A 21,327-nucleotide genomic window follows, 5' to 3' on the forward strand; every position below is an offset into this window, starting at 1 on the left:
AAGCCACATGTGTTTCGAGAAGCCACCAAAAACGTGGCTTTTCGAAACACATGTGGCTTTTCAGCATCTAGCTAGTTCTCGCAGCTGGCGCGGTACAGCTCAGCGGCGCGTTGCTCCGAAGACTCGTCATCACCGAGGAGCAGATAGCACAGGTACAGGGTGAAGGCGGCGCGGCGGTCGTCGGCGAGCGCGCTGGTTCCTTCGCCGGGGTGGGCGCTGAAAGCGATAACGTCGTGTGCCTGAGGCAGGGCGGCAATCAGGTGCGCGGCGGTTTCGTAACCGTCCTGGTCGCCGGGCAGGGTGACGTGGTGCGGCTCCTGGTTCTCGTCAGCAGTACCAGATTCCGCGCGAGCGGCGGAAAAGTTAGCCTTGAGGACGTCCTCAACACGGCTCATCAGCTCATCATCGGGCAGTGCGCGGTCGTCTGAGGCAAACGCAACGTGGATGCCGTTCAGAGTCTCGTAGGGGTGCTCACCCGCAAAGTATCCGGCGGCAAGCGCGTAGCCGGTCAGCAGCTGCGCCTCGGCGGCGGTGAAGGTGCCGCGCGCCTCGCGCAGGGCGGGTAGTAGCAGCTCGGTCAGGAGAGGGTGCAGAGACTCGGGGGCGTTCGCGATAGCCTCCTGCAGGTACTCTTCCGCTTCCGCGGTGGGCTCGGCGTTGAGCAGGGTCAGGAAATCCTCATCGGTGCCAGCCCAGCATCGGGCGATCAGCACGAGGGTCGCGATGAGCGCGAGAAGTTCACGGTAGTTACCCGAACGGTCAGCGCCGAAGGTGTCAGCAACAACGCGTGCGAGCATGCGGGTGGCAATGTTCTCGAGGACGAACTCGTCGTAGGCATTGCTGCCGGGCCAGTTTGCGGGGTCGGGCAGGTAGGTTTCGTCCAGGTACCGCAGCACGGGTTCAAGGGGCACGGGAGCATCCGCCGCAAGGTCGGGGCGGCACTGCTCAACCCAGCTGTTCACGGTAGCCTCGTCGGCAATGCCGGTAGCCTCTGCGAGCTGGGCGCGCGAAAGGCTGTACGGTGCAACGAGTGCGGCGAGGTCATCACACGCGCCATTGGAGCGGTAGGTGGGTCGGTAGTTGGGGGCGGGAAGAGTTCCGGGGAGGTTGGTGGCTGCCATGGTAGCTCCTTCGCTGAGGTTCGGGGTGAACTGGGTTGTATGGTGTGCGATGCGCCGGGCCGTTTGAGGGTCCTGCGCGTCTTCTAATTTCAGAATATCCCAGAGCCCCACATCGTGTGCTGCCCGTCGTCATTACCCGCCTATTAACCGCGAAAAGCCACATATGTTCACAACACATGTGGCTTCTCGGCGGAGTATGAGGATGTTAGTCCAGCAGCGCGTCCACGAATGCTTCCGGGTCGAACGGCGCCAGGTCGTCCGGACCTTCACCCAGGCCGATGAGCTTGACGGGAACGCCGAGCTCCTCCTGGATAGCGACCACGATACCGCCCTTCGCGGTGCCGTCGAGCTTAGTCAGCACGATACCGGTGACGTCCACGATATCGCCGAAGACCTTCGCCTGAACCATACCGTTCTGGCCGGTGGTCGCGTCAATCACGAGCAGAACCTCGGTGACCGGCGCTTCCTTCTCAATCACGCGCTTGATCTTGCCGAGCTGATCCATCAGACCGGACTTGTTCTGCAGGCGGCCCGCGGTGTCCACGAGCACGGTGTCAACGCCCTGCTCCTTGCCAGCCTTCACAGCATCAAACGCGACGGATGCCGGGTCGGCACCTTCCTTCTCGGAACGCACGGTCTTCACGCCCACGCGGTCACCCCAGGTGGTCAGCTGCTCGGAGGCGGCCGCACGGAACGTATCAGCGGCGCCCAGGAGCAGGGTCTGACCGTCAGCGACCATCACGCGGGCAATCTTACCAACCGTGGTGGTCTTACCGACGCCGTTCACGCCAACGACCAGCACCACGCCGGGGTTGCCGTCGCTGCCGGCGGTCTTCAGTTCGCGGTCCATGTCGGGGCGAACGATCTTCACGAGCTCTTCGCGGAGCATCTTCTTCACGGCGGCGGGGTTGCTCGTACCCTCAACACGCACACGCTGCTGCAGCGCCTCCACCAGGCGGGTGGTCGGCTCGGAGCCGAGGTCGGCGAGCAGCAGGGTTTCCTCGACCTCGTCCCAGACGTCCTGGTCGATGCGGTCGCGAGAAAGCAGAGCCAGCAGACCCTTGCCGAGCATGTTGTTGGAGCGTGCCAGGCGGGCACGCAGACGCACCAGGCGACCCGCAGACGGGTCAGGCATATCAAGTTCAATAGCGCGAGGTACCGAGCTTTCGGGTTCTTCCACCGAACCGCCGGAGGCCTTAGCCGCCTCCTGACGCAAAGACTGCAGGTCCGCGGTCTTCTTGGGTCGGCGCAGAACGGCGAAAAGCACACCGGCAATAACCAGTACACCCAGCACGATCGCGCAGATTATCATCATCGTTTCATTCACACTACTAGCTTACCGGGTTGGGCGGTTTGACTGGTCGAGGTTACGCGCATGCCCGGCTGTCGGCGGAGTAGACTGGACACTGTTAAGTTTTTTAGCCGAACACATGGTTGACAGTTGCGGGTGGGGCTCGCGGCTGCCGCACGGCACCGCACGATTTCGAGGATGAACATGAGGAACCCTGCCAAAACACCGCCTGTTTTTGACCCGCGCACGATTGACCCGAACCGTGTGCCGACCGGTTTGAAGGTTCTGATTGCTGCGTCGTTCATGATTGCGGTGGGTTTTGGTTTGGTGGCGCCGGTGCTACCGAACTATGCGCAGAACTTTAATGCCACTGTCACGATGGCGACGATGGTGGTTTCTGCATTGGCGATTACGCGCCTGATTTTTGCGCCGTCGGCGGGTCAGCTGATTACCCGCTGGGGTGAGCGTCCGGTGTACACGATTGGCATGCTGATCGTGTCGGTGACGTCGTTTATGATTGCGTTCGCCTGGGATTATTGGGTGCTGCTGGGTTCGCGTGCGGTAGCGGGTATCGGCTCGGTCATGTTCACGGTCTCCGCGATGGGTCTGCTGGTGCGCCTGTCCCCGGCGCATATGCGCGGCCGTATTTCGGGTTATTATGCGACGGCGTTCCTGCTGGGTAACCTGCTGGGCCCGGTGATTGCGAGCGCCCTGGCGCCCTTTGGTATGCGTGCGCCGTTCATTGTGTATGGTTTTTCGCTGCTGGCGGCGGGTCTGATTGTGTGGTTCTTGATGCCTTCGCAGGCGGCGCTGGAGGCGGAACGTGACGCGATTATGGAGGCGGCGGCACTGGCTGAGGGTAAGGGCACCGGGGTGTTGCCGTCGTCGGCTCCCTCCCCTGCCGGCGCATCCGGCAAGGGCGCTAAGCCTGAGTCTTCTTCGGGTAAGAGCGATCTGCCTGCGATGACGGTTCGTGACGCGTTGAAGTTCTCGAATTACCGTTCTGCGCTGGTTTCGAATTGGGCGATTGGCTGGTCGGTGTTTGGTGTGCAGTCGTCGATTATTCCGTTGGCGGCGGCGTATTTGGCGACTGGTGGCGATATGTCGAATTCGGTTGCGGGTACTTTGTTGGCGTCTTTGGCGATGGCGACGAACTCGTTTGGTAATGCGTTGACGCAGACGTTCTCGGGTCGTTTTTCGGATCGTTTTGGTCGCCGTGTGATGGCGTTTTCGGGTCTGCTGTTGGCGGGTTCTGCGGTGACGTTTATGGGTTTCGCGCCGGTGGCGTGGGTGTTTGTGTCGTTGACGGCGTGTCTGGGTATTGGTGCGGCGTTTATGGGTCCGTCGATTCAGGCTGCGGTGTCTGATGTGATTGGTACTCGCCGCAGTGGTGGTCAGGTGTTGGCGGTGTATCAGATGTGTAGCGATTTCGGTATGATTTTGGGTCCGCTGGTGGCTGGTTTGATTGCGGATGCGTGGGGCTTTGTTCCGGCGTTCATTATGAGTGGTTTGTTGTTGGTGGCGGCGGCGTTTACGTGGGCGCCGTTCCGGAAGGCGCGCTGGCCGAAGGATATTGCGGACGCGGACTATACGGGCCGCTAAGAGCTCTCTAATAAGTAAAAAGCCGGTGCCCGGTTCCTGTTGCGTGACAGGAACCGGGCACCGGCTTTATGCGTACGAGAGGTGAGCTGGCAGCAACGCCCCGACCCCAGACTAGCCCCATATACCCCAGGCTGAGGCAAGCTAACCGGAGAAGGAAACCACGTACCAAGCCACCTATATTCCCTACCTCAAGGGATTGGCGCGTTACCTCCGAATCCCAACCACAGACCAACCCCCTATATCCTCTACCCGAGGGATAGGCGACCTAGAGGGCGTACCGGACACGCGAAGCGGGGGCTCCGTCCTCGAAGCGCCCCCAGGCGCTGAAGAGGGGGCACTCCCCCGCGAGTGTGAACCGGTACAACCTCTCCAAACAACTAACCCACAGGCTAGCGGGTCACAGGCACCTTGGAGAATTCACGCACGGTACCTTCGGGGTCGCCGGAGCGTACCAGTGCTTCACCGATGAGTACCGCATCGGCACCGGCACCGGCGTAGGCGCGTACGTCTTCGATGCTGGCGACACCGGATTCGGCAACCTTGATGACCGAGTTGGGCAGGTGCGCGGCCAGGGATGCGTAGTGCTCGTTGTTGACTTCGAGGGTCTTGAGGTTACGCACGTTAATGCCGACAATCTTGGCGCCGATGCGCTGGGCGACCTCGATCTCTTCAGGGGTGTGGGTTTCGACGAGGGCGTTCATGCCGAGCGATTCGGTGAGTTCGAGGAACTCGCGCAGGGTCTGCTCATCGAGGGCAGCAACAATCAGCAGAACCAGGTCGGCGCCGTGTGCTCGTGCCTCCCAGATCTGGTATTCGTCAACGGTGAAGTCCTTGCGGAGTACGGGGATGTTCACGGCGGCGCGCACAGCGTCCAGGTCGGCGAGGGAGCCGTTGAAGCGGCGCTGTTCGGTGAGTACCGAGATTGCTGCGGCGCCACCTGCTTCGTAGCGTGCGGCGAGCGCGGCGGGGTCGGGGATTTCGCCGAGCGCACCCTTGGACGGTGAGGAGCGCTTCACCTCGGAGATGATGCGTGCGGTCGTGCCGTTGCCGCCGCCGGGTACTTCACCGCGTAGGGAGGCGAGCGCGTCGCGGGCGGGTGCGGCTGCGAGGGCGCGCTTCTTCATTTCTTCGAGGGGAACCTGCTGTACGCGGGCGGCGAGGTCTTCGCGGACGCCGACGATGATCTCGTCGAGAACGGTGCTCATGGTGTCTCCTTGGGTTACTTGGTGGCGTTGACGGCTGCGTCTGCGTCCAGGGGTGCCAGGCCGGAGGCGGTCAGCACGGCGCGCAACGGGGCGGCGGACTTGTTGACGGTTTCGAGGGTTTCGGAGTCCGGGTTGGAGTCCATGACGAGGCCCGCACCTGCCTGTACGTAGGCGGTGCCTTCCTTGAGTACGGCGGTGCGGATGGCGATTGCCATGTCCATGTTGCCGGCGAAGTCGAAGTAGCCACATACGCCGCCGTAGACGCCGCGGCGGGTGGGTTCGTATTCGTCGATGAGCTGCATGGCGCGCGGCTTGGGGGCACCGGAGAGGGTGCCTGCCGGGAAGGCGACGCGCAGCACGTCGTAGGCGCTGAACTGCGGGTCGAGTTCGGCGCTGACGGCGGAGGAAATGTGCATGATGTGGCTGAATCGCTCAATAATCATGAACTGGTCGACGGATACGGTTCCGGGCTTGGCGATGCGCGAGAGGTCGTTGCGTGCCAGGTCGACGAGCATGAGGTGTTCGGAGCGTTCCTTCTGGTCGGCGAGCAGTTCCTCGGCGAGTGCGAGGTCTTCTTCGCGGGTTGCGCCGCGCGGGCGGGAACCGGCGATGGGGTGGGTGCTGGCGATGCCGTCCTTGAGGGTGACGAGCGCCTCCGGGGAGGAGCCGACGATGTGGAAGGGGGTGCCGTTGCTGTCTTCAAAGTTGAAGAGGTACATGTACGGCGAGGGGTTGGACTGGCGCAGTACACGGTACACGTCGAGTGCCTTGGCGTTGGTTTCGGCTTCGAATCGGCGTGAGAGCACGATCTGGAAGACGTCGCCGTCGATGATGTTCTTCTTGGAGCGGTCGATGGCGTCCTTGAAGCCCTGTTCGCTCCAGGTGAGGGTGACGTCTTCGCGGACCTTACGGTCAACGTCTGCCACGCCGGAGAGAGTGGAGGTGGTTGCGGTGGCGCCGCGCTGTAGGCGGCGGAGCATGCTGTGCAGGCGCGCGACGGCATCCTCGTAGGCGCCGTCAACGTTTTCGCTGGTGCCGTTGAAGTTGATGGCGTTGGCGACGAGCAGGACGGTGCCGTCCTTGTTGTCGTGAATTGCCATGTCGGAGACCATGTTGAGCGCGAATTCGGGCAGGTTCACGTCATCGGCGGGCGGGAACGGCAGGTGCTCCCAGTGGCGCACGACGTCCCAGCCGAGGTAGCCAACCAGGCCGGAGGTGAGCGGCGGCAGGGTCGGGTCGGGTTCGGTGTAGAGCATCTGCAGGGTCTTTGCGATGGCTTCTACGGGGTCGCCGTCGACGGGTGCGCCGGCGGGGGTGCGGCCCTGCCAGTGGACTGCGCCGTCAACGGTGGTGAGGGTGGAGCGGGAGGACGCGCCGATGAAGGAGTAGCGGTCCCAGGCTGCGGATTCGCCTTCTGCGGAGATTTTGGCGGATTCGAGCAGGAAGGTGCCGTGGGCTGCATCGACGGGTTCGCCCTGGTCGTTTTGGAGTACGAGGGATCGGTAGATGCCGATGGGGGTGAGTGAGTCGGCGAGGATTTTGATGTGTACGGGAATGACGCGGGTGCCGGCTGCGCGGGCGCGGAATTCTTCGAGGCTGGGGGTGATGGTGCCCAAATCCTGCATTGCTGTACTCCTTGGTGTTGGGTTGGACCTGCCGTTGCGTGACATGACAGTCGTGACATGACAGTGTGGGCATGCCAGCTTAGGGCATGTCGGCGCGGGTGTTGAGCCTAGTCAGCAAGGTATGCCGAGCCGGAGGTTAGCGCGTCAGTGCGCTGTCACCTCATGGCGTTCTGGCGCTGGGGCTCGGCACACTGTGACTCGATGTAGCTCTAGTGCCGCGCGTTGTTTCAGTTTAACCGGTACTACGGCCCAGTTCCACGGTGAAGATCAGAACGTTCTCTTCGTGAAACTGAGCCGCGTACCGTTCAGCCGTGTTAGTTGCTGAACTGCTTGAGGGTTGCTGCGGTCTGCAGTGCCGCTGCGGTCGCCTCGTAGCCCTTGTCTTCGTTGGAGCCTTCCAGGCCTGCACGGTCGAGTGCCTGCTGCTCGTTGTCGCAGGTGAGCACGCCGAAGCCGATGGGGCGGCCGGTCAGCACGGACACGTCGGTCAGGCCGTTGGTTGCGCCCTGGCAGACGTAGTCGAAGTGGGGGGTGCCGCCGCGGATGACCACGCCGAGCGCGACGATTGCGTCGAACTTCTCAGCGAGGCGGGTTGCTGCGACGGGCAGTTCGAAGGTGCCGGGAACGCGCACGAGGGTCGGCTCGATGCCTGCGTCGCGTGCTGCGCGCTGCGCACCGTCGATGAGGCCGTCCATGACCTGGGTGTGCCAGCTTGCCGCTACGATTGCGAGCTTGAAGCCCTTGTAGTCTTCGGGGTTGAGGGTGGTGTCTGCTGCGCCTACGCCGCTCATTGTGTTCTCCTTGTAGGTTTTGGGGTTTTTGAAAAATTAGGGGTTTGCAGGGGTGCCGCTACGCGCTTTTGAGCACGTGGCGCATGCGCTCACGCTTGGTCTGCAGGTAGTGTGCGTTCTCGACTCGGGCGGGAATTTCGTCCGGGATGAGTTCGGTGACTTGCAGGCCGAGGCTTTCGAGCGCCTCCTGCTTGGCGGGGTTGTTGGTCACGAGCCTCAGCTCGTTCACACCGAGTTCCTGCAGGATCAGTGCCGCCTGCGAGTAGTCGCGCATGTCGCCGTCCAGGCCGAGCGCCAGGTTCGCGTCGAGGGTGTCGAGCCCGGCATCCTGCAGCGCGTAGGCGCGGAGCTTGTTGACCAGGCCGATGCCGCGTCCTTCGTGGTTGCGCACGTAGATGAGGTACCCGCCGGTGTGGCCAATGATGCGCAGGCCGTTCTCCAGCTGGGGGCCGCAATCGCATCGGAAGGAACCGAAAATATCGCCGGTGGCGCATTCGGAGTGGATGCGTACCGCGGGCACTCCCCCGTCCTCGGCGGGTACGGGGGTGCCGTCACGGTCGAGGGCGCGGGCGCTGATGTGCTCGGCGCCGTCTGCGAATCGCCAGGCGCGCAGGCCGAACACACCCTGCGGGGTGGGTACGGCGACCTCTTCGGTGCTTTCAACCAGCAGCGGGCTGGGGTTGGGCACCATGTCGAGGGGGCTGACTCGGTAGCCTTCAGCGAGCTGGGAGGCGATGCGCAGGGATTCGGCGCTGAGCTCTTCAGCCTGCGCCTCAACCGGCTCGACCGGGGTGCCCGGCTCTGCCAAGGTGACAGCCGCGGGGGTGCTCAGCTCTGCGGGAGTGCCTGGCGTTGCCTGGGTGTTAGGGGTTTCGCTCATGCGTTCTCCTACGCCTTAGCTACGTACTTGATGAGGTCTTCGATAGAGATCATGGGCAGGTTGTGCTCGGTGGCGAAGGCGCGCAGTGCGTCGAAACGCATCATGGAGCCGTCGTCGTGCACGACCTCGGCGATAACGCCCACGCCGGACAGGCCCGCCGCGAGGGAGAGTTCCACAGCGGCTTCGGTGTGGCCGGGGCGCTCCGCCACGCCGCCGTCAACAGCGCGCAGCGGGAAGATGTGGCCGGGGCGGGTGATGTCCGCCGGGGTCGAGGATGCATCCGCGAGGATCTGCACGGTGCGTGCGCGATCTGCCGCGGAGATGCCGGTGCTCACACCAGATGCCGCATCGCAGGAGACGGTGTATGCAGTGCCCTTGGGGTCCTCGTTGTTGGTGACCATGGGCGGCAGGTTCATCTCGTCGGCACGCTTGTTGCTCAGGGGTGCGCAGACCACGCCGGAGGTGTAGCGGATCATGAAGCCCATCAGCTCGGGGGTTGCGTGCTCGGCGGCGAAGATGATGTCGCCTTCGTTTTCGCGGTCTTCGTCGTCAACGACGACTACGGCGCGACCTGCTGCGATAGCGTCCACTGCGGTCTGCACGCTATCAAGGACGCTTGCGGCGTCGGCGCGACGCGGTGCAACCTGCTCACCGGAGTGCGCAGAGTCAGCCTGAGGCACGCCTGCGAACGCGGTCAGACGCTGCACGTACTTAGCGAGCGCATCGGTCTCAAGGTTCACACTGTCGCCAACCTTGAGGGCGCCGAGGTTGGTTGCCTTTAGGGTTTCGGGAATCAGGCCAACCTCAAACCATGCGGGGGTTTCGCCGGGCTCAGAAACGGCAGTGACGGTCAGGGACACGCCAGAAACAGCGATGGAGCCCTTCTCGGCGAGCAGGGGTGCCAGTTCGGTGGGCAGGTTGAAACGCAGGGTGCTCCACGCCTCGTGCGCGGTGACGGATGCGAGGGTACCTACCGCATCCACGTGGCCCTGCACGACGTGACCGTCGAGGCGGCCACCGGCGGGCAGGCAGCGCTCCAGGTTGACGGTGTCACCGGGGTTCAGGTTGCCGAGGTTGGTGCGGCGCAGAGTCTCCCCCATCGCGTAGGCGCGGAACTGGCCGGGCTGCAGCTGGTCGAGGTCGATAGCGGTGAGGCATACACCGTTGACGGCGAGGGAGCCACCGTGTTCGAGGTCGGCGACGATGTCACCGGCGTTGAGGGTCAGGTAGGCTGCGTCGCTACCTTCGATGGGGGTGATGGATTCTACGGTGCCGAGGGCGCCAATGATTCCGGTAAACATGTGTGCTTTTCCTTTTCTCGCCGTGTCCGCCGGGGCGTCGTCGTTGAGGGCGACGGGCGGCGATGGTTTGTTCGTCGGTATAACTATACGTATTTTTCGAATATTCCCCGTGACGGGGAGCTTTTGTGCCAGCATGCGAACCAGCCGACACAAACTAGCCGGGCGCCGGCGGGGGGTCTTTGAGGTACTACTCCCCCGCCCGCGCTCAGCCGAAGGGAGACTAGCCCAAGCAGATGCTAGCCCAGCCGCGACTAGTCCAGCCGCGGCTAATCTAATCTCGGTTCGGGCGCGTGGCAGGCGTCCAGCTTCGGCAGGGTGCGCCGCTCACCCGGTTCCTGCGCCGTTCCGCGAGGTGCCGGCACCAGGTGCGTTGCGGTGTCATTACCGAGCACGCGCACCGCCGGGAACATGCCCAGATCGTCCAGTTGCAGGCGCGGCGCCTGCGCGAGGGTGTCCACGAGCAGCCGGTACACGGCGCTCTTGCCCTGCCCCATGATCATGGGGGCGCGGTACCAGACCATCTCATCGATAAGGTCTTCACCGGCGAAGAGGCCAACCATGCCGGGGCCGCCCTCAATCATGAGGTGCCGCACCCCGCGGGCGTACAGCTCATCGAGCAGTTCGCGCGGGTCGTGGGTGAAGACCTGCAGGAAGTTCTGCGGGTCCGCCTCCACACCTTCGGGCGGGTTGAGGCCGCGCACGCGGTAGTTCTCGGTAATCTCGGTTTTACCCATGACCACGCGCAACGGCTGCTTCTCGAAGCGTTCCCCGTTGGCGTCGCGCGCGTCCAGGGTCGGGTCGTCCATGAGGGTGGTGCGGGTGCCGATCAGGACGGCGTCGGCGCGGTGACGAATCAGGTGCCCGTCAATGCGCGCGGCGGGGCCGGTAATCCACTTGCTCGTGCCGTCAGCAGCCGCGATGAACCCGTCCAGGGTGGAGGCGCTCTTTGCGGTAATGAAGGGGCGGCGTTCGGCGGCGGCAATGAACCAGCGCTCGTTCAGCAGGTAGGATGCGTTCGCGAACTCCTCCATGGCGTGCACGGTGACGCCCTGCGAGCGCAGGTAGGCGGCGCCTCCGGCGGCGTTTTCGGTGTCGTCGCTGTAGGCGTAGTAGAGTTCGCTGATGCCCGCCTCGGCGACGGCGTGGGAGCAGGGGCCGGTGCGTCCGGTGTGGTTGCAGGGCTCGAGGCTCACGTACATGCGGGCACCGGTGAGGTCGGTTCCCACGGCTCGGGCGGCGGCGAGGGCGTCGGCTTCGGCGTGCGGGGTGCCTGCGCCTCGGTGGTAGCCCACGTGCAGCAGGTGCCCGTGCGCGTCAGTGATGACGGCGCCGACGAGGGGGTTCGCGCCGCGGATACCCTGGCGTGCCGCCTGCAGTGCCAGGGTCATGGCCTCTGCGTGGCTAAGCGTCTGCTCGGGACTGGGCAGCTGGAGGGTACGTGCGGCGGGCAGACCGGCGAGGTGACCGTACTCCGCGGCGGAGTAGTCCGCATCGTTGCGCGGCGAAGATACGCTCGGGGCGACGGTTACGGGCAGGTGCGCGCTCGCCAGCACCTGCAGCGAGGGGTTCTGCGGCATTTATGCACGACCCTTCTTCACGTCGGTTACCTCAACGGTCACGTCGGGGAACTGGGTCTGTATCTGGGTCTTCTGCGCCTCCAGGTTGCGGGTGCGCCACCAGACGAAGAAGCCGACCAGGGTGAAGCATCCGTAGAACACGTACATGAGGGAGGTTGCGTAGTAGCCTGCGCTCCACAGCAGCGGCACGCCGACCAGGTCGACGGCAACCCAGATGAGCCAGAATTCAACCCAGCCGCGCGCCATGCCGTAGGTGGCGAGCAGCGAGCCGGTGAAGATCCAGGCGTCGGACCAGACCGGTTCATAGGAGCCGAGGGCACGGAAAATAGGGGTGAGCAGCAGGGTGCCTGCGACCATGGCGACAACCAGGCCTGCGCGTTCGGTGTTGGTAGCCCACTTGGGGATCACCGCGGCACCTTCGGAGGCGTCACCACCGGCGGCGCGGGTGGCGCGCCAACGATGCCAACCCCAGATAGAAACAGCAATGAACATGATTTGGCGGCCTGCCTGGCCGAGCATGGTGACGGGGTGCGGGCTGCCGACGAGGGCGCCCAGGAAGACGGTGAGGAGCAGCAGGTTACCGAGAATGCCGACGGGCCACGCCCATACTTTGCGTCGCATGCCGCCGAGCGCCGATGCCAGGCCGAATGCGTTTCCGAGAACTTCGCGCACGAGGAGGGACTGGTCCCCCACGTGAATTTGTGCGTCGAAGAGCCACCGCAAGATGTCCATTGTTTCTTTCCTCTCTGAGTTGGACCGTGTGTCGGATGCGCTGTGTGCGCATCTGCGGCGGCTCCGGGGAGAGGAACAGAAAAGGGCGGCTACCGCGGGCATCTTATGGGGTGCCCGGTATCCGTGGTGAGGCGGGAGCGGCGAATCAGCCAACCGTGGCTGAAAACCGTGGCTGAAACCAGCGGCTGCGGTCGAGGGGAATAACATACCGGCACCTACGAAAGGTGCCTATCCTCTGTCTTACAGAAAGCTGTCTCATATAAAGCCGTCTCGCAAAAAACCGCTGCGCTCTCGAGCAACAGTTTTTCTAGCAACAGTTTTCTCAAGTAACTGCTTTGGTGCACCCTGCACGTTATCCCGGTTTCTCGGGAGGTGCGGCGGAGTGCGCTCCTGCCTTTTTCTGCTCGTGCTACCTTCCATCCAGACTGTACTGTCGGCACCGGATTTTCACCGGTTCGGCCTCTCTTGCGGGCGGGCTTCTCTAGCGGAGTCTTGGCGTCCTGTGCGGATGCGAAGATTCGTACGATTTTTGCCTGCCTGCGAGAGTGGTTCGCGGGCTGTGACCGCCGGTTCGGAATTTCACCGACCCCGGAGCACGATGTCGATACTGATTATGCCACAGCGCACGCCGGGGGTTTAATTTGTTTTCTCTGGGATAACTTCCGTGACAAGATGACGTTTTATGACTGTGCTCTTAGCGTGTCTTCAAGCCCCTCTCAACAAGCCCTCGCGGTAGTCACTTGCGGAACCGTTTTGGAACCCGATTCTTCAATTTTCGGGAATGATTTATCACGGTTTCATAACGGTGGAGAGCGCCAAACAGACCAAAGAGTTATGAAGGCCTCCAGGGGGCTACTCAGAGCACATTGAACACCCGTCAATACCTTTATGACAAGGAATTATAACAATAAGGTTAAATTATTGGTTTAAGGTTTACTCCAGGGGTGATTTAAGGTTATTCTTATCTACAGGAGCTCCCATCACCGATAAACCGGTTCCGTTGAGAGCAACATGATTCGGACCATCCGAGCACTCACATCAAACCCTTAAGCTTCTGCCATTTGAAGCTGGAAAACTGGCCCGCGGACTGCATTCCTAAGGATGGTTTTCACGCAACATCTGCGCGTACTGGATTGCGCAGTATTGCGGCACACGATGTTGATGTGCTTCACCATCGGGAGGCAACCACACCGAATTGTTTTCTCAACGGAACCGGCGTGGGAGCTCTTCCGAATAAACTTCCGGAAGATCGCATGGCGTGCGCCTTTGTATACCTGTACGAGGGGGCGTTGTGCGTGTCAAACGGTCATAAGCTCCCGTTCTTCTGTCGTCGCCTACCGTGGTGCGCGATGGGGGTTACGGGAACCTTGCGGGATGGTTGATCCCGCGCGCTCTGCATTGTCTTGTGGAGTGTGGTGTGTTTGGGTGGCGTATTCGCAGTGCCGGAGCGAATACGCCACCCGTTTTTAACGTGTAAAACAGGGGCACCCCAGACTGAGGCAAGCTAGCCTGAGAAGGAAACCCCGCACCAAGCCACCCATATTCCCTACCCCAAGGGATTGGCGCGTTACCTCTGAATCCCAACCACAGACCAACCCCTATATAAACCCCACCGAGGGGTAGGCGACCTAGAGAGCGTACCGGACACGCGAAGCGGGGGCTCCGTCCTCAAGGCGCCCCAGCGCCGCAGAGGGGGCACTCCCCCGCGCGCGGCGTCCGGTATGCCACTCTCTCGTAAACGCATTCAGAAAACGTAACGCTCCCCCACCTACAAGCTGTAGGTTGAGGGAGCGTTATGTCTTTATGAGGCTAAAGTCTGAAGGATTAGTCCTCTACGGAGCGGAATGCTACAACCGCGTTGTGGCCGCCGAAACCGAAGGAGTTCGACAGTGCCACAATCTCACCGGCGGGCAGCTCACGTGCCTCGGTCACCACATCCAGGTCAATCTGGGGGTCCTTGTTGTCCAGGTTGATGGTGCAGGGTGCGGTGCGGTGGTGCAGTGCCAGTACGGTGAGTACGGCTTCGAGGGCGCCCGCGCCGCCGAGCAGGTGGCCGGTCATGGACTTGGTTGCGGAGACGGCAATGTTCTTGGTGTGCTCGCCGAAGGTTTCGTGCATTGCGGTTGCTTCGGGCAGGTCACCGGCGGGGGTGCTGGTGGCGTGCGCGTTGATGTGCACGACGGTCTTCGGGTCGATGTTGCCGTCTTCGAGGGCTTCGCGCAGTGCACGGGTTGCGCCGAGTGCTGCGGGGTCCGGTGCGGTGATGTGGTAGGAGTCAGCGGATACGCCGGTGCCTGCCAGTTCCGCGTAGACGCGTGCGCCGCGTGCCTTGGCGTGCTCTTCGGATTCGAGGATGAGGGCTGCTGCGCCTTCACCCATGACGAAGCCGTCGCGGTCGACGTCGTAGGGGCGGGATGCCTTTTCGGGTTCGTCGTTGCGGGAGGAGAGTGCCTGCATCTTGGCGAATGCTGCCATGGGAAGCGGGTGGATTGCTGCTTCGGCACCGCCGACGATGACGACATCTGCCTTACCGCTGCGGATCATTTCAGCACCGAGCTGCATGGCTTCGGTGGAGGATGCGCATGCGGAGACGACGGTCTGTGCTGCGGCGCGTGCCTTGAGGTTCATGGAGACGGCTGCTGCGTTGCCGTTGGGCATGAGCATGGGAACGGTCATGGGGAGGACGCGGCGGGGGCCCTTTTCGCGGAGGGTGTCCCATGCGTCGAGAAGGGTCCACACGCCGCCGATACCGGTGCCGAAGGCTACGCCGGTGCGTTCGGGGTCGACTTCTTCTGCGGAGTCGGCGTCGGGGCCGGAGAACCCTGCGTCTTCCCATGCTTCGCGTGCGGCGATGAGGGCGAGCTGGCCCGAGGGATCCAGGCGCTTTGCTTCTACCTTGGTGAGGCGGCCGGATTCGAGGGCGGGCACGGCGAGCTGGCCTGCAATGTATACGGGCAGGTCGTATTCCTTGACCCAGGGGTGGTCGAGGGTGGATACACCAGATACGCCCTTGGTTGCGTTTTCCCAGGTGGTGGGGACGTCGCCGCCAATGGGGGTGGTCGCGCCGAGGCCGGTCACCAGCACTTTTCGAGACATTGTGGCACTTTCTCTTCGGTGGTCGATTTGGTGGTTTATCCGGTGGTGTGTGGATAAAAACCTGTTGGACCCGGGGTTTACAGTGGGCGTTTTCACGCCGTGGAGAGTGCAGTCATCGCACCCTGTGTGTTCCCGGGGGTATGTTGGATTGAAAGCTGAGTGAATAGCGATGCGGCGCGGGCCGGTGAGAGCCCGCGCCGCCTCGTTATTGGTTATAGCTTAGGCAGCGTTCGCGATGAACTCGACTGCGTCGCCAACGGTCTTGAGGTTCTGGACCTCTTCGTCCGGGATGGTCACCTCGAACTTCTCCTCAGCGTTCACGACGATGGTCATCATCGAGATGGAGTCGATGTCCAGGTCCTCGGTGAAGGACTTGTCCAGCTGAACGTCCTCAACCTCAACGCCGGTCTCTTCGTTAACGATCTCTGCCAGACCTGCGAGGATCTCTTCCTTGTTAGCCATTCAGGGGCTCCTTTGTTTTTTCGATGGTCATCGCACCCGCCGGGTGGGGGTACGCGTGCATTACCGAGTTTATCGTGTCTGCGTGGTGTACGCATGCGTCAACTCGGAGTTTGTGGGGATGCTTTCCCGCTTTCTTTTCTTTCTCGCGCACCGGCGCTGTGCCGGTCGTGAGGGGCGGTGAGCATCGGGCTCCGGTGGTTTTCCTTAGGGAAGGACGACTACCTGAGCTGCGAATGCCAGGCCGGCACCGAAACCAATCTGCAGGGCGAACTTGCCGGAGAGTTCCGGGTTCTCCTTGAGCAGGCGGTGCGCGGCGAGGGGGACCGATGCGGCGGAGGTGTTACCGGCATCGACGATGTCGCGTGCCACTGCCACCGTGTCGGGAAGCTTGAGGGTCTTGACCATCTGGTCAATGATGCGGGCGTTTGCCTGGTGCGGGATGAGCGCGCCGAGCTCGTCGGGGGTGATGCCGGCGGTTTCGAGTGCCTGCTTGGCGACCTTCGCCATTTCCCATACTGCCCAGCGGAAGACGGAGGGGCCGTCCTGACGCAGGGTGGGCCAGATCTTTTCGCCTTCTTCGACGGGGTTTGCGACGAAGTCGCGGTTGCGGATGTCCAGCAGGGAGTGGGTCATGCCGACGGTGCCCCAGCGGGAGCCGTCCGAACCCCAAACGGTCGGGGCGATGCCCGGCTCGTCGGAGACGCCTACGACTGCTGCGCCTGCGCCGTCGCCGAGCAGGAAGGAGATGGTGCGTTCGGTGTTGTCGATGAAGTCGGAGAGCTTCTCAACGCCGATGACCAGCACGTGCTTTGCGGTGCCCGCGCGGACGAGGGCGTCTGCCTGGGCGATGCCGTAGCAGAAACCTGCACACGCTGCGGAGATGTCGTATGCGGGGCACTTGGAGCCGATTGCGTCGGCGACCAGGGTTGCCAGGGAGGGGGTTGCGTAGGGGTGCGAGATGGTCGAGATGATGACCGCTTCAATATCCTCGCCAGCTACGCCGGATGCTTCGAGGGCGTCCTTTGCGGCGCCGATGGCCAGGTCGGTGACGGACTGGTTTTCGCTGGCGCGGTGGCGGGTTGCGATGCCGGTGCGCTGCTTAATCCACTCGTCGGAGGAGTCGATTGCCTCAACAATGTCATCGTTGGGGACGATGACCTCGCCGCGGGCTGCGCCGTAACCGAGGATGCGGGAGTAGCGGTTGATTTCGTACTGCTTGAGGGTAGTCACGTATTCAATCCTTAGTGCTGATGCTCGCAAGACACTGTGTGCCTCGCAGGTCTAAAGTGCATGTCTAGTGTGAAGGGTTCCCTGTGCGGGGAGGGCGGGGGCTCTCCCCCGGTGTTTAGCCCTTCAGCGAGGCGAGGTCCTCGGGAGTGTTGATGGAGGTGCCGGGCACGCCGCGCATCGCGCGCTTTGCCAGGCCGACCAGGGTGCCCGCGGGGGCGACCTCGATAATGCCGGCAACCTCACGCTCGAGCAGGGTTGCCATGCACAGGTCCCAGCGGACGGGGCTGGTGACCTGGGAGACGAGGGTCTTGACGAACTCTTCACCGGATGCCACGGCGGAACCGTCGCGGTTGGTCAGCAGTGCGGAGGTCGGGTCGGAGATCTGCAGGGATGCGGCGAACTCTTCCAGAGCGGGCACGGCGGGTGCCATTGCCTCGGTGTGGAATGCGCCGGCGACCTTCAGGGGGATAACGCGAGCGCGTGCGGGCGGGTTCGCGGCGAATGCTTCGATGGCGGGGATGGGGCCTGCGGCTACAATCTGGCCGCCGCCGTTGGAGTTTGCTGCGACGAGGCCTGCTGCGTCGATGGCTTCGCGGACGTTTTCTTCAACGCCACCGAGTACTGCAGCCATGCCGGTCGGGGAGGCGGCTGCCGCCTCCGCCATGCCGTTGGCGCGCACGCGCACGAAACGCATTGCGTCTTCGTCACTGAGTACGCCCGCGAGGGCTGCTGCGGTGATTTCGCCGACGGAGTGGCCCGCGAAGATGAGCTCTTCACCGTCGAGTTCGCGCAGGGCGAGGCGACCGGTGACGATGCCTGCAGCCACGATGAGAGGCTGGGCGATTGCGGTGTCCTTAATGGTTTCTTCTTCGGCTTCGGTGCCGTAGTGAATCAGGTCGATGCCTGCCGCTTCGGAGAGTCGTTCCAGGTGCTCACGCACACCTTCAATCTCGAGCCAGGGGCTCAGGAAGCCCTTCTTCTGGGAGCCCTGTCCGGGGCAAACGAGTGCGCGCATGCGGTGCGACCTTTCTGGTTTTTAGTACTCGTACGCGGTGCCGTTATAGAGACGGAGACCACGGTTAGTCTGTTACCTATGCTACCTTGTTCAGCCACCCTGTATAAACATCACTGTGCAGAAACTTTGGGCTGCGCGGGATATTTAGGCAGACGTTGAACAGTGTATAGCTTAGATTGAACTCGTCCATTCGTACAACCCGAACGGGCAAGGTTCAAATAGAGAGACAGCTAACTTTCGGGTTGTCACCCCTATGCTCGCGGATGCGCCCGCGCGTACGTCTCCGCCAAACGCTTCATCGACACGTGCGTGTAAATCTGCGTGGTCGCCAACGAGGAATGGCCCAGCAGCTCCTGCACCGAACGAATATCGGCACCACCATCGACCAGGTGAGTCGCCGCCGAATGACGCAAAACGTGCGCACCCGACGCCTGAGTATTCTCCACCGTGCGCAGCAGGCGGGTCAGGTCCTCACGAATCTGACGGGCATTCGCACGCCCACCCCGAGGGCCAATAAACAGCGCCGTCACGCCCTGGGACCCTTCCGGAATCCACTGCGGACGACCATAGGACACCCAACGATTCAACGCCTTAAGCGCCGGGGTACCCAACGGCACCACGCGCTCCTTATTGCCCTTACCCAGCACGCGCACCGTCTTATTCGCCCGGTCCACGCTCTGCAAATCCAGGCCCGTCAGCTCAGAAATACGCATGCCCGAGGCGTACAGAACCTCAACCACAGCTTCCAGGCGCAGCAGGCGCGCATCCCGAGGATCCTGCGCCCGACGCTCCTGCAGGGTAGTCAGCAGCTGGTTCATCTGCTCACGGCTCAGCACCGGCGGCAGGTGATTCTCACGCTTGGGGGTGCGCATACCGCGGGTCGGGTTGGCGTGCACCAGCTCCTCCTCCTGAGCCCAGGTGAAGAACGTGCGCAGGGTCGAACCGCGGCGCGCCACCGTAGAACGAGCCGCCTGCCGCAGATATAGCGAACCCAACCACTCACGAATCAGGGACGCATCAATGCTGTCCAGATGCCGCACACCGCGGCGCGCCATATAGCCGAAGAAGCCCTCCAAATCAGAGATATACGAGCGGATCGTCTCTTCAGAACGGTGCTTCTCATAGCGCAAAAAACGCTCAAAACGGTCCAGGACAGGGCGGAACACCTCACCGGAAACCCCTAGCGCCGATTCAGGCAGTGCAGAATCAGGTAGAGCAGAGCTCTCTACTTGCTCCGGCGCAAGCGTGCGGGTGTAGGTCACCGGCAGGGTCGTGGAGGGAGCCTCGTCCCGGTAATCTTCCCGGCTTTCGTTCCGGTTCTCAGCCCGGTTTTCGTGCTGGCGGGCGGGGGTCATGCGTCCCTCCTTTCGGGTTTCGGTCTGTCGACATTTTCTCCGCGCGTCTGCTGATAGCGCAGCGGCGGGGTAGGCTCCGCGCAAGTATGCGCAAGCCTACCCCAATTGTAGAGAGGTTCCACGCTCTCCACGTGCTGCCTTGTTATGACCGGCCGTCCCGTCATGCCCGACCGCCGCAACCCGCTACTGCCTGGATGTTCACTACGGGCGTTCAGACAGGGTTTTAGCGGGGTACTCAGCGGGGGCTCTTCTACGCAGCGACAGCCGGGCGGACCTTCCGCCAGCTCGTTCCGCTACTCTCCGCCAGACCGCAGCGACCCAGGTGGAACAGGTCAGCCATCACGTCGCGAGCGCTCAACCCGAGGGCTGCGGCAATCTCATCCACGCCGCGGTAGGAGCGCGGGCTCAAATCGTCCCAGACTCTACCCTGTCGTTCGGTCAGCTCATCCAGCGCCGTCGAGGAGGCAGCAGATGCCGGATCCCACTCGCTCTCATGTTCGGCGCCCAGCTCGAAACCCGCGGCGGCATCGTACTCGAGAATATCGGCGGCCTCGGTGAGCGTTTGCGCTAGTCCATCGCGCAGCAGACGGTTCGTTCCCACCGAGTTCGGCGAGTTAATCTGCCCCGGAACCGCCCAGAGCGTACGCCCAATCTCCATTGCGTGACGAGCCGTATTCAGGGCACCGGAACGCCAGCGCGCCTCCACCACAATGGTGTGCCGCGCCAACGCCGCAATCAGGCGGTTACGCTCCAGAAAACGCCAGCGCGTGGGGGTGTTACCCACGCTCACCTCGCTCATGATGAGCCCGCGGTCAACAATCATGTTCAGCGCATCCGAGTTCTGCGCTGGGTACAGCCGATCCAACCCACCCGCCATGAAGGCGATAGTCGGCAGGTCGCTACCCTGCTGGGTCAGCGCCGCCCGATGCGCCGCAATATCAATGCCCATCGCGCCGCCAGAAATCACCGTGTACCCGCGGCGTGCCAACTCGGCGGCAAGGTGGGTCGTCGCCTCCGTACCGTAGATGCTCGGGTCACGCGAACCGACCAGGGCAACGCTCGGGGCAGCCGCCACATCCATCAGGTGCCGCGAATCGCCTCGACACCACAACCCGTACGGGCGGGCGGGCCCCAAATCGTTCAGCTGCGGCGGCCACAGCGGATCGGCGGGAGTGACCAGCCACGCCCCGCAGGTTGCCGCCATGTGCGCCTCCGCGTTCAGGGTGCGTTCCATGCGGCGGTTCCAGCGCAGGCGGCGGGTCGCGAGCGCCTTGCCGAACTTATCGCGGCTCAGCTGATGCTCGCCCGGCGTGTAGTAGCCATTCGCGCTACTGAACAGGGCGGACTCCCCCTCGGCGGGTGCACCCACCGAGCGCAGAAATTCGCTGAGCTGCTCGTCCGGTTCGCCGTGCTCCCAGGTTTGCTCATCGGGGATGTGCCCGGTCAGCAGATAGTGCAGGGTCAGCGGGGCGCCCAAGGTGGTTAGAGACTCGACCACGAGCTCATCGGCGGGTTCGGCGTAGCGCATCAGCTGGGCGGTGCAACAGCGGATGTACTCGCGGCACGCTGCCTCAAGCTCCTCCGTGCTGAGGGCTGGGTTGAACAGGGGCGCGGGCTCAGAACCACTGGAGGTGGTGCCCGCCGCGGGTTCGAGGCGCTCGCCCTGCAGATTCTCCCCCGGCTGTTCCTGCTGGTTCAGTTCTTCTAGATATACCGGGTTCAGGCAGGAGGCGAGGAACCCCGGCAGGCGCGCCGCGTTGTACGGGCTCGGCGAAGGCTCCTGCCCCAGCGACAGAATATGCGCCACCCTCTCACGCACCAGGGCGTGCCGATCCTGGGTGCGACCGGGCAGGCGAATCTGTAGTTCCTCCTGCACAAAATCCTCCGCCGCGCTTTCTTCTGGCACATGCTCTTGCGGCGCATGCTCTCCCGGCACGTGCTCTTCCGGCGCTGTTTCTCTCAGCCCGTTTTCTTTCAGCCCAGCTTCTTGCAATTCAGCCTCTTCGGCTCGTTTCTTCAGCTTCTTCTCACTCATGACCTTCTT

The 21,327-nt window shown here is 62.9% G+C and carries 16 protein-coding genes and 1 riboswitch; of the genes, 1 reads left to right on the plus strand and 15 read right to left on the minus strand.

Annotated elements, in window-relative coordinates:
• Positions 1 to 71: 71 nt before the first annotated feature.
• Positions 72 to 1,121 carry a glycosyltransferase gene (locus tag HMPREF2894_RS04735; protein ID WP_070604755.1) on the minus strand — a complete coding sequence of 350 codons (1,050 nt, stop codon included), beginning with the start codon at positions 1,119 to 1,121 and terminating at the stop codon, positions 72 to 74.
• Between the two features lie 205 nt (positions 1,122 to 1,326).
• Complete coding sequence (ftsY, locus tag HMPREF2894_RS04740) at positions 1,327 to 2,436, minus strand: signal recognition particle-docking protein FtsY (protein ID WP_049358499.1); 1,110 nt, start codon at positions 2,434 to 2,436, stop codon at positions 1,327 to 1,329.
• Positions 2,437 to 2,616: 180 nt separating this feature from the next.
• Between ftsY and HMPREF2894_RS04745 the strand changes: the two genes are divergently transcribed.
• On the plus strand, positions 2,617 to 4,014 hold the full coding sequence (locus HMPREF2894_RS04745; protein WP_070678044.1) for an MFS transporter: 1,398 nt from the start codon (positions 2,617 to 2,619) through the stop codon (positions 4,012 to 4,014).
• A gap of 389 nt (positions 4,015 to 4,403) precedes the next feature.
• Here HMPREF2894_RS04745 and trpC read toward each other — a convergent pair whose 3' ends face one another.
• From trpC to dprA, 13 genes are all read right to left on the minus strand, one after another.
• Entirely contained in the window at positions 4,404 to 5,219 is an 816-nt protein-coding gene (gene trpC, locus HMPREF2894_RS04750; RefSeq protein ID WP_005507463.1) for an indole-3-glycerol phosphate synthase TrpC, read from the minus strand.
• Between the two features lie 14 nt (positions 5,220 to 5,233).
• Positions 5,234 to 6,844, minus strand: coding sequence for an anthranilate synthase component I (locus HMPREF2894_RS04755; RefSeq protein ID WP_049354762.1), 1,611 nt, complete (start codon positions 6,842 to 6,844; stop codon positions 5,234 to 5,236).
• 314 nt (positions 6,845 to 7,158) lie between these two features.
• A complete protein-coding gene (gene ribH, locus HMPREF2894_RS04760) occupies positions 7,159 to 7,635 on the minus strand; it encodes a 6,7-dimethyl-8-ribityllumazine synthase (protein ID WP_005506244.1) in 477 nt (158 codons plus the stop codon).
• 58 nt (positions 7,636 to 7,693) lie between these two features.
• Entirely contained in the window at positions 7,694 to 8,515 is an 822-nt protein-coding gene (locus HMPREF2894_RS04765) for a GTP cyclohydrolase II (protein WP_070678046.1), read from the minus strand.
• 8 nt (positions 8,516 to 8,523) lie between these two features.
• Positions 8,524 to 9,816 (minus strand): 3,4-dihydroxy-2-butanone-4-phosphate synthase, encoded by a 1,293-nt coding sequence (gene ribB, locus HMPREF2894_RS04770; protein WP_070678048.1) that lies wholly within the window; start codon positions 9,814 to 9,816, stop codon positions 8,524 to 8,526.
• Positions 9,817 to 10,082: 266 nt separating this feature from the next.
• The gene (gene ribD / locus HMPREF2894_RS04775) at positions 10,083 to 11,393 is read right to left on the minus strand and encodes a bifunctional diaminohydroxyphosphoribosylaminopyrimidine deaminase/5-amino-6-(5-phosphoribosylamino)uracil reductase RibD (protein ID WP_070678050.1); all 1,311 of its coding nucleotides are present in this window, start codon (positions 11,391 to 11,393) and stop codon (positions 10,083 to 10,085) included.
• Entirely contained in the window at positions 11,394 to 12,125 is a 732-nt protein-coding gene (gene pnuC / locus HMPREF2894_RS04780; RefSeq protein ID WP_070678052.1) for a nicotinamide riboside transporter PnuC, read from the minus strand.
• A 402-nt stretch (positions 12,126 to 12,527) separates the two neighbouring features.
• A riboswitch (FMN riboswitch) is annotated at positions 12,528 to 12,726 on the minus strand.
• Between the two features lie 1,223 nt (positions 12,727 to 13,949).
• Positions 13,950 to 15,221: a beta-ketoacyl-ACP synthase II gene (gene fabF / locus HMPREF2894_RS04785; protein ID WP_070506485.1), complete on the minus strand. Its 1,272-nt coding sequence runs from the start codon at positions 15,219 to 15,221 to the stop codon at positions 13,950 to 13,952.
• Between the two features lie 219 nt (positions 15,222 to 15,440).
• On the minus strand, positions 15,441 to 15,683 hold the full coding sequence (locus HMPREF2894_RS04790) for an acyl carrier protein (protein WP_005506250.1): 243 nt from the start codon (positions 15,681 to 15,683) through the stop codon (positions 15,441 to 15,443).
• Positions 15,684 to 15,887: 204 nt separating this feature from the next.
• On the minus strand, positions 15,888 to 16,913 hold the full coding sequence (locus tag HMPREF2894_RS04795) for a beta-ketoacyl-ACP synthase III (protein WP_070629608.1): 1,026 nt from the start codon (positions 16,911 to 16,913) through the stop codon (positions 15,888 to 15,890).
• Positions 16,914 to 17,028: 115 nt separating this feature from the next.
• Positions 17,029 to 17,928 carry an ACP S-malonyltransferase gene (locus HMPREF2894_RS04800; protein WP_005506253.1) on the minus strand — a complete coding sequence of 300 codons (900 nt, stop codon included), beginning with the start codon at positions 17,926 to 17,928 and terminating at the stop codon, positions 17,029 to 17,031.
• A gap of 251 nt (positions 17,929 to 18,179) precedes the next feature.
• Entirely contained in the window at positions 18,180 to 19,283 is a 1,104-nt protein-coding gene (locus HMPREF2894_RS04805; RefSeq protein ID WP_070666726.1) for a tyrosine recombinase XerC, read from the minus strand.
• A 250-nt stretch (positions 19,284 to 19,533) separates the two neighbouring features.
• Positions 19,534 to 21,318 carry a DNA-processing protein DprA gene (gene dprA / locus HMPREF2894_RS04810; protein WP_049347221.1) on the minus strand — a complete coding sequence of 595 codons (1,785 nt, stop codon included), beginning with the start codon at positions 21,316 to 21,318 and terminating at the stop codon, positions 19,534 to 19,536.
• Positions 21,319 to 21,327: the final 9 nt, after the last annotated feature.

It is taken from the genome of Rothia sp. HMSC066G02 (genome assembly GCF_001813145.1).
Lineage (GTDB): Bacteria > Actinomycetota > Actinomycetes > Actinomycetales > Micrococcaceae > Rothia.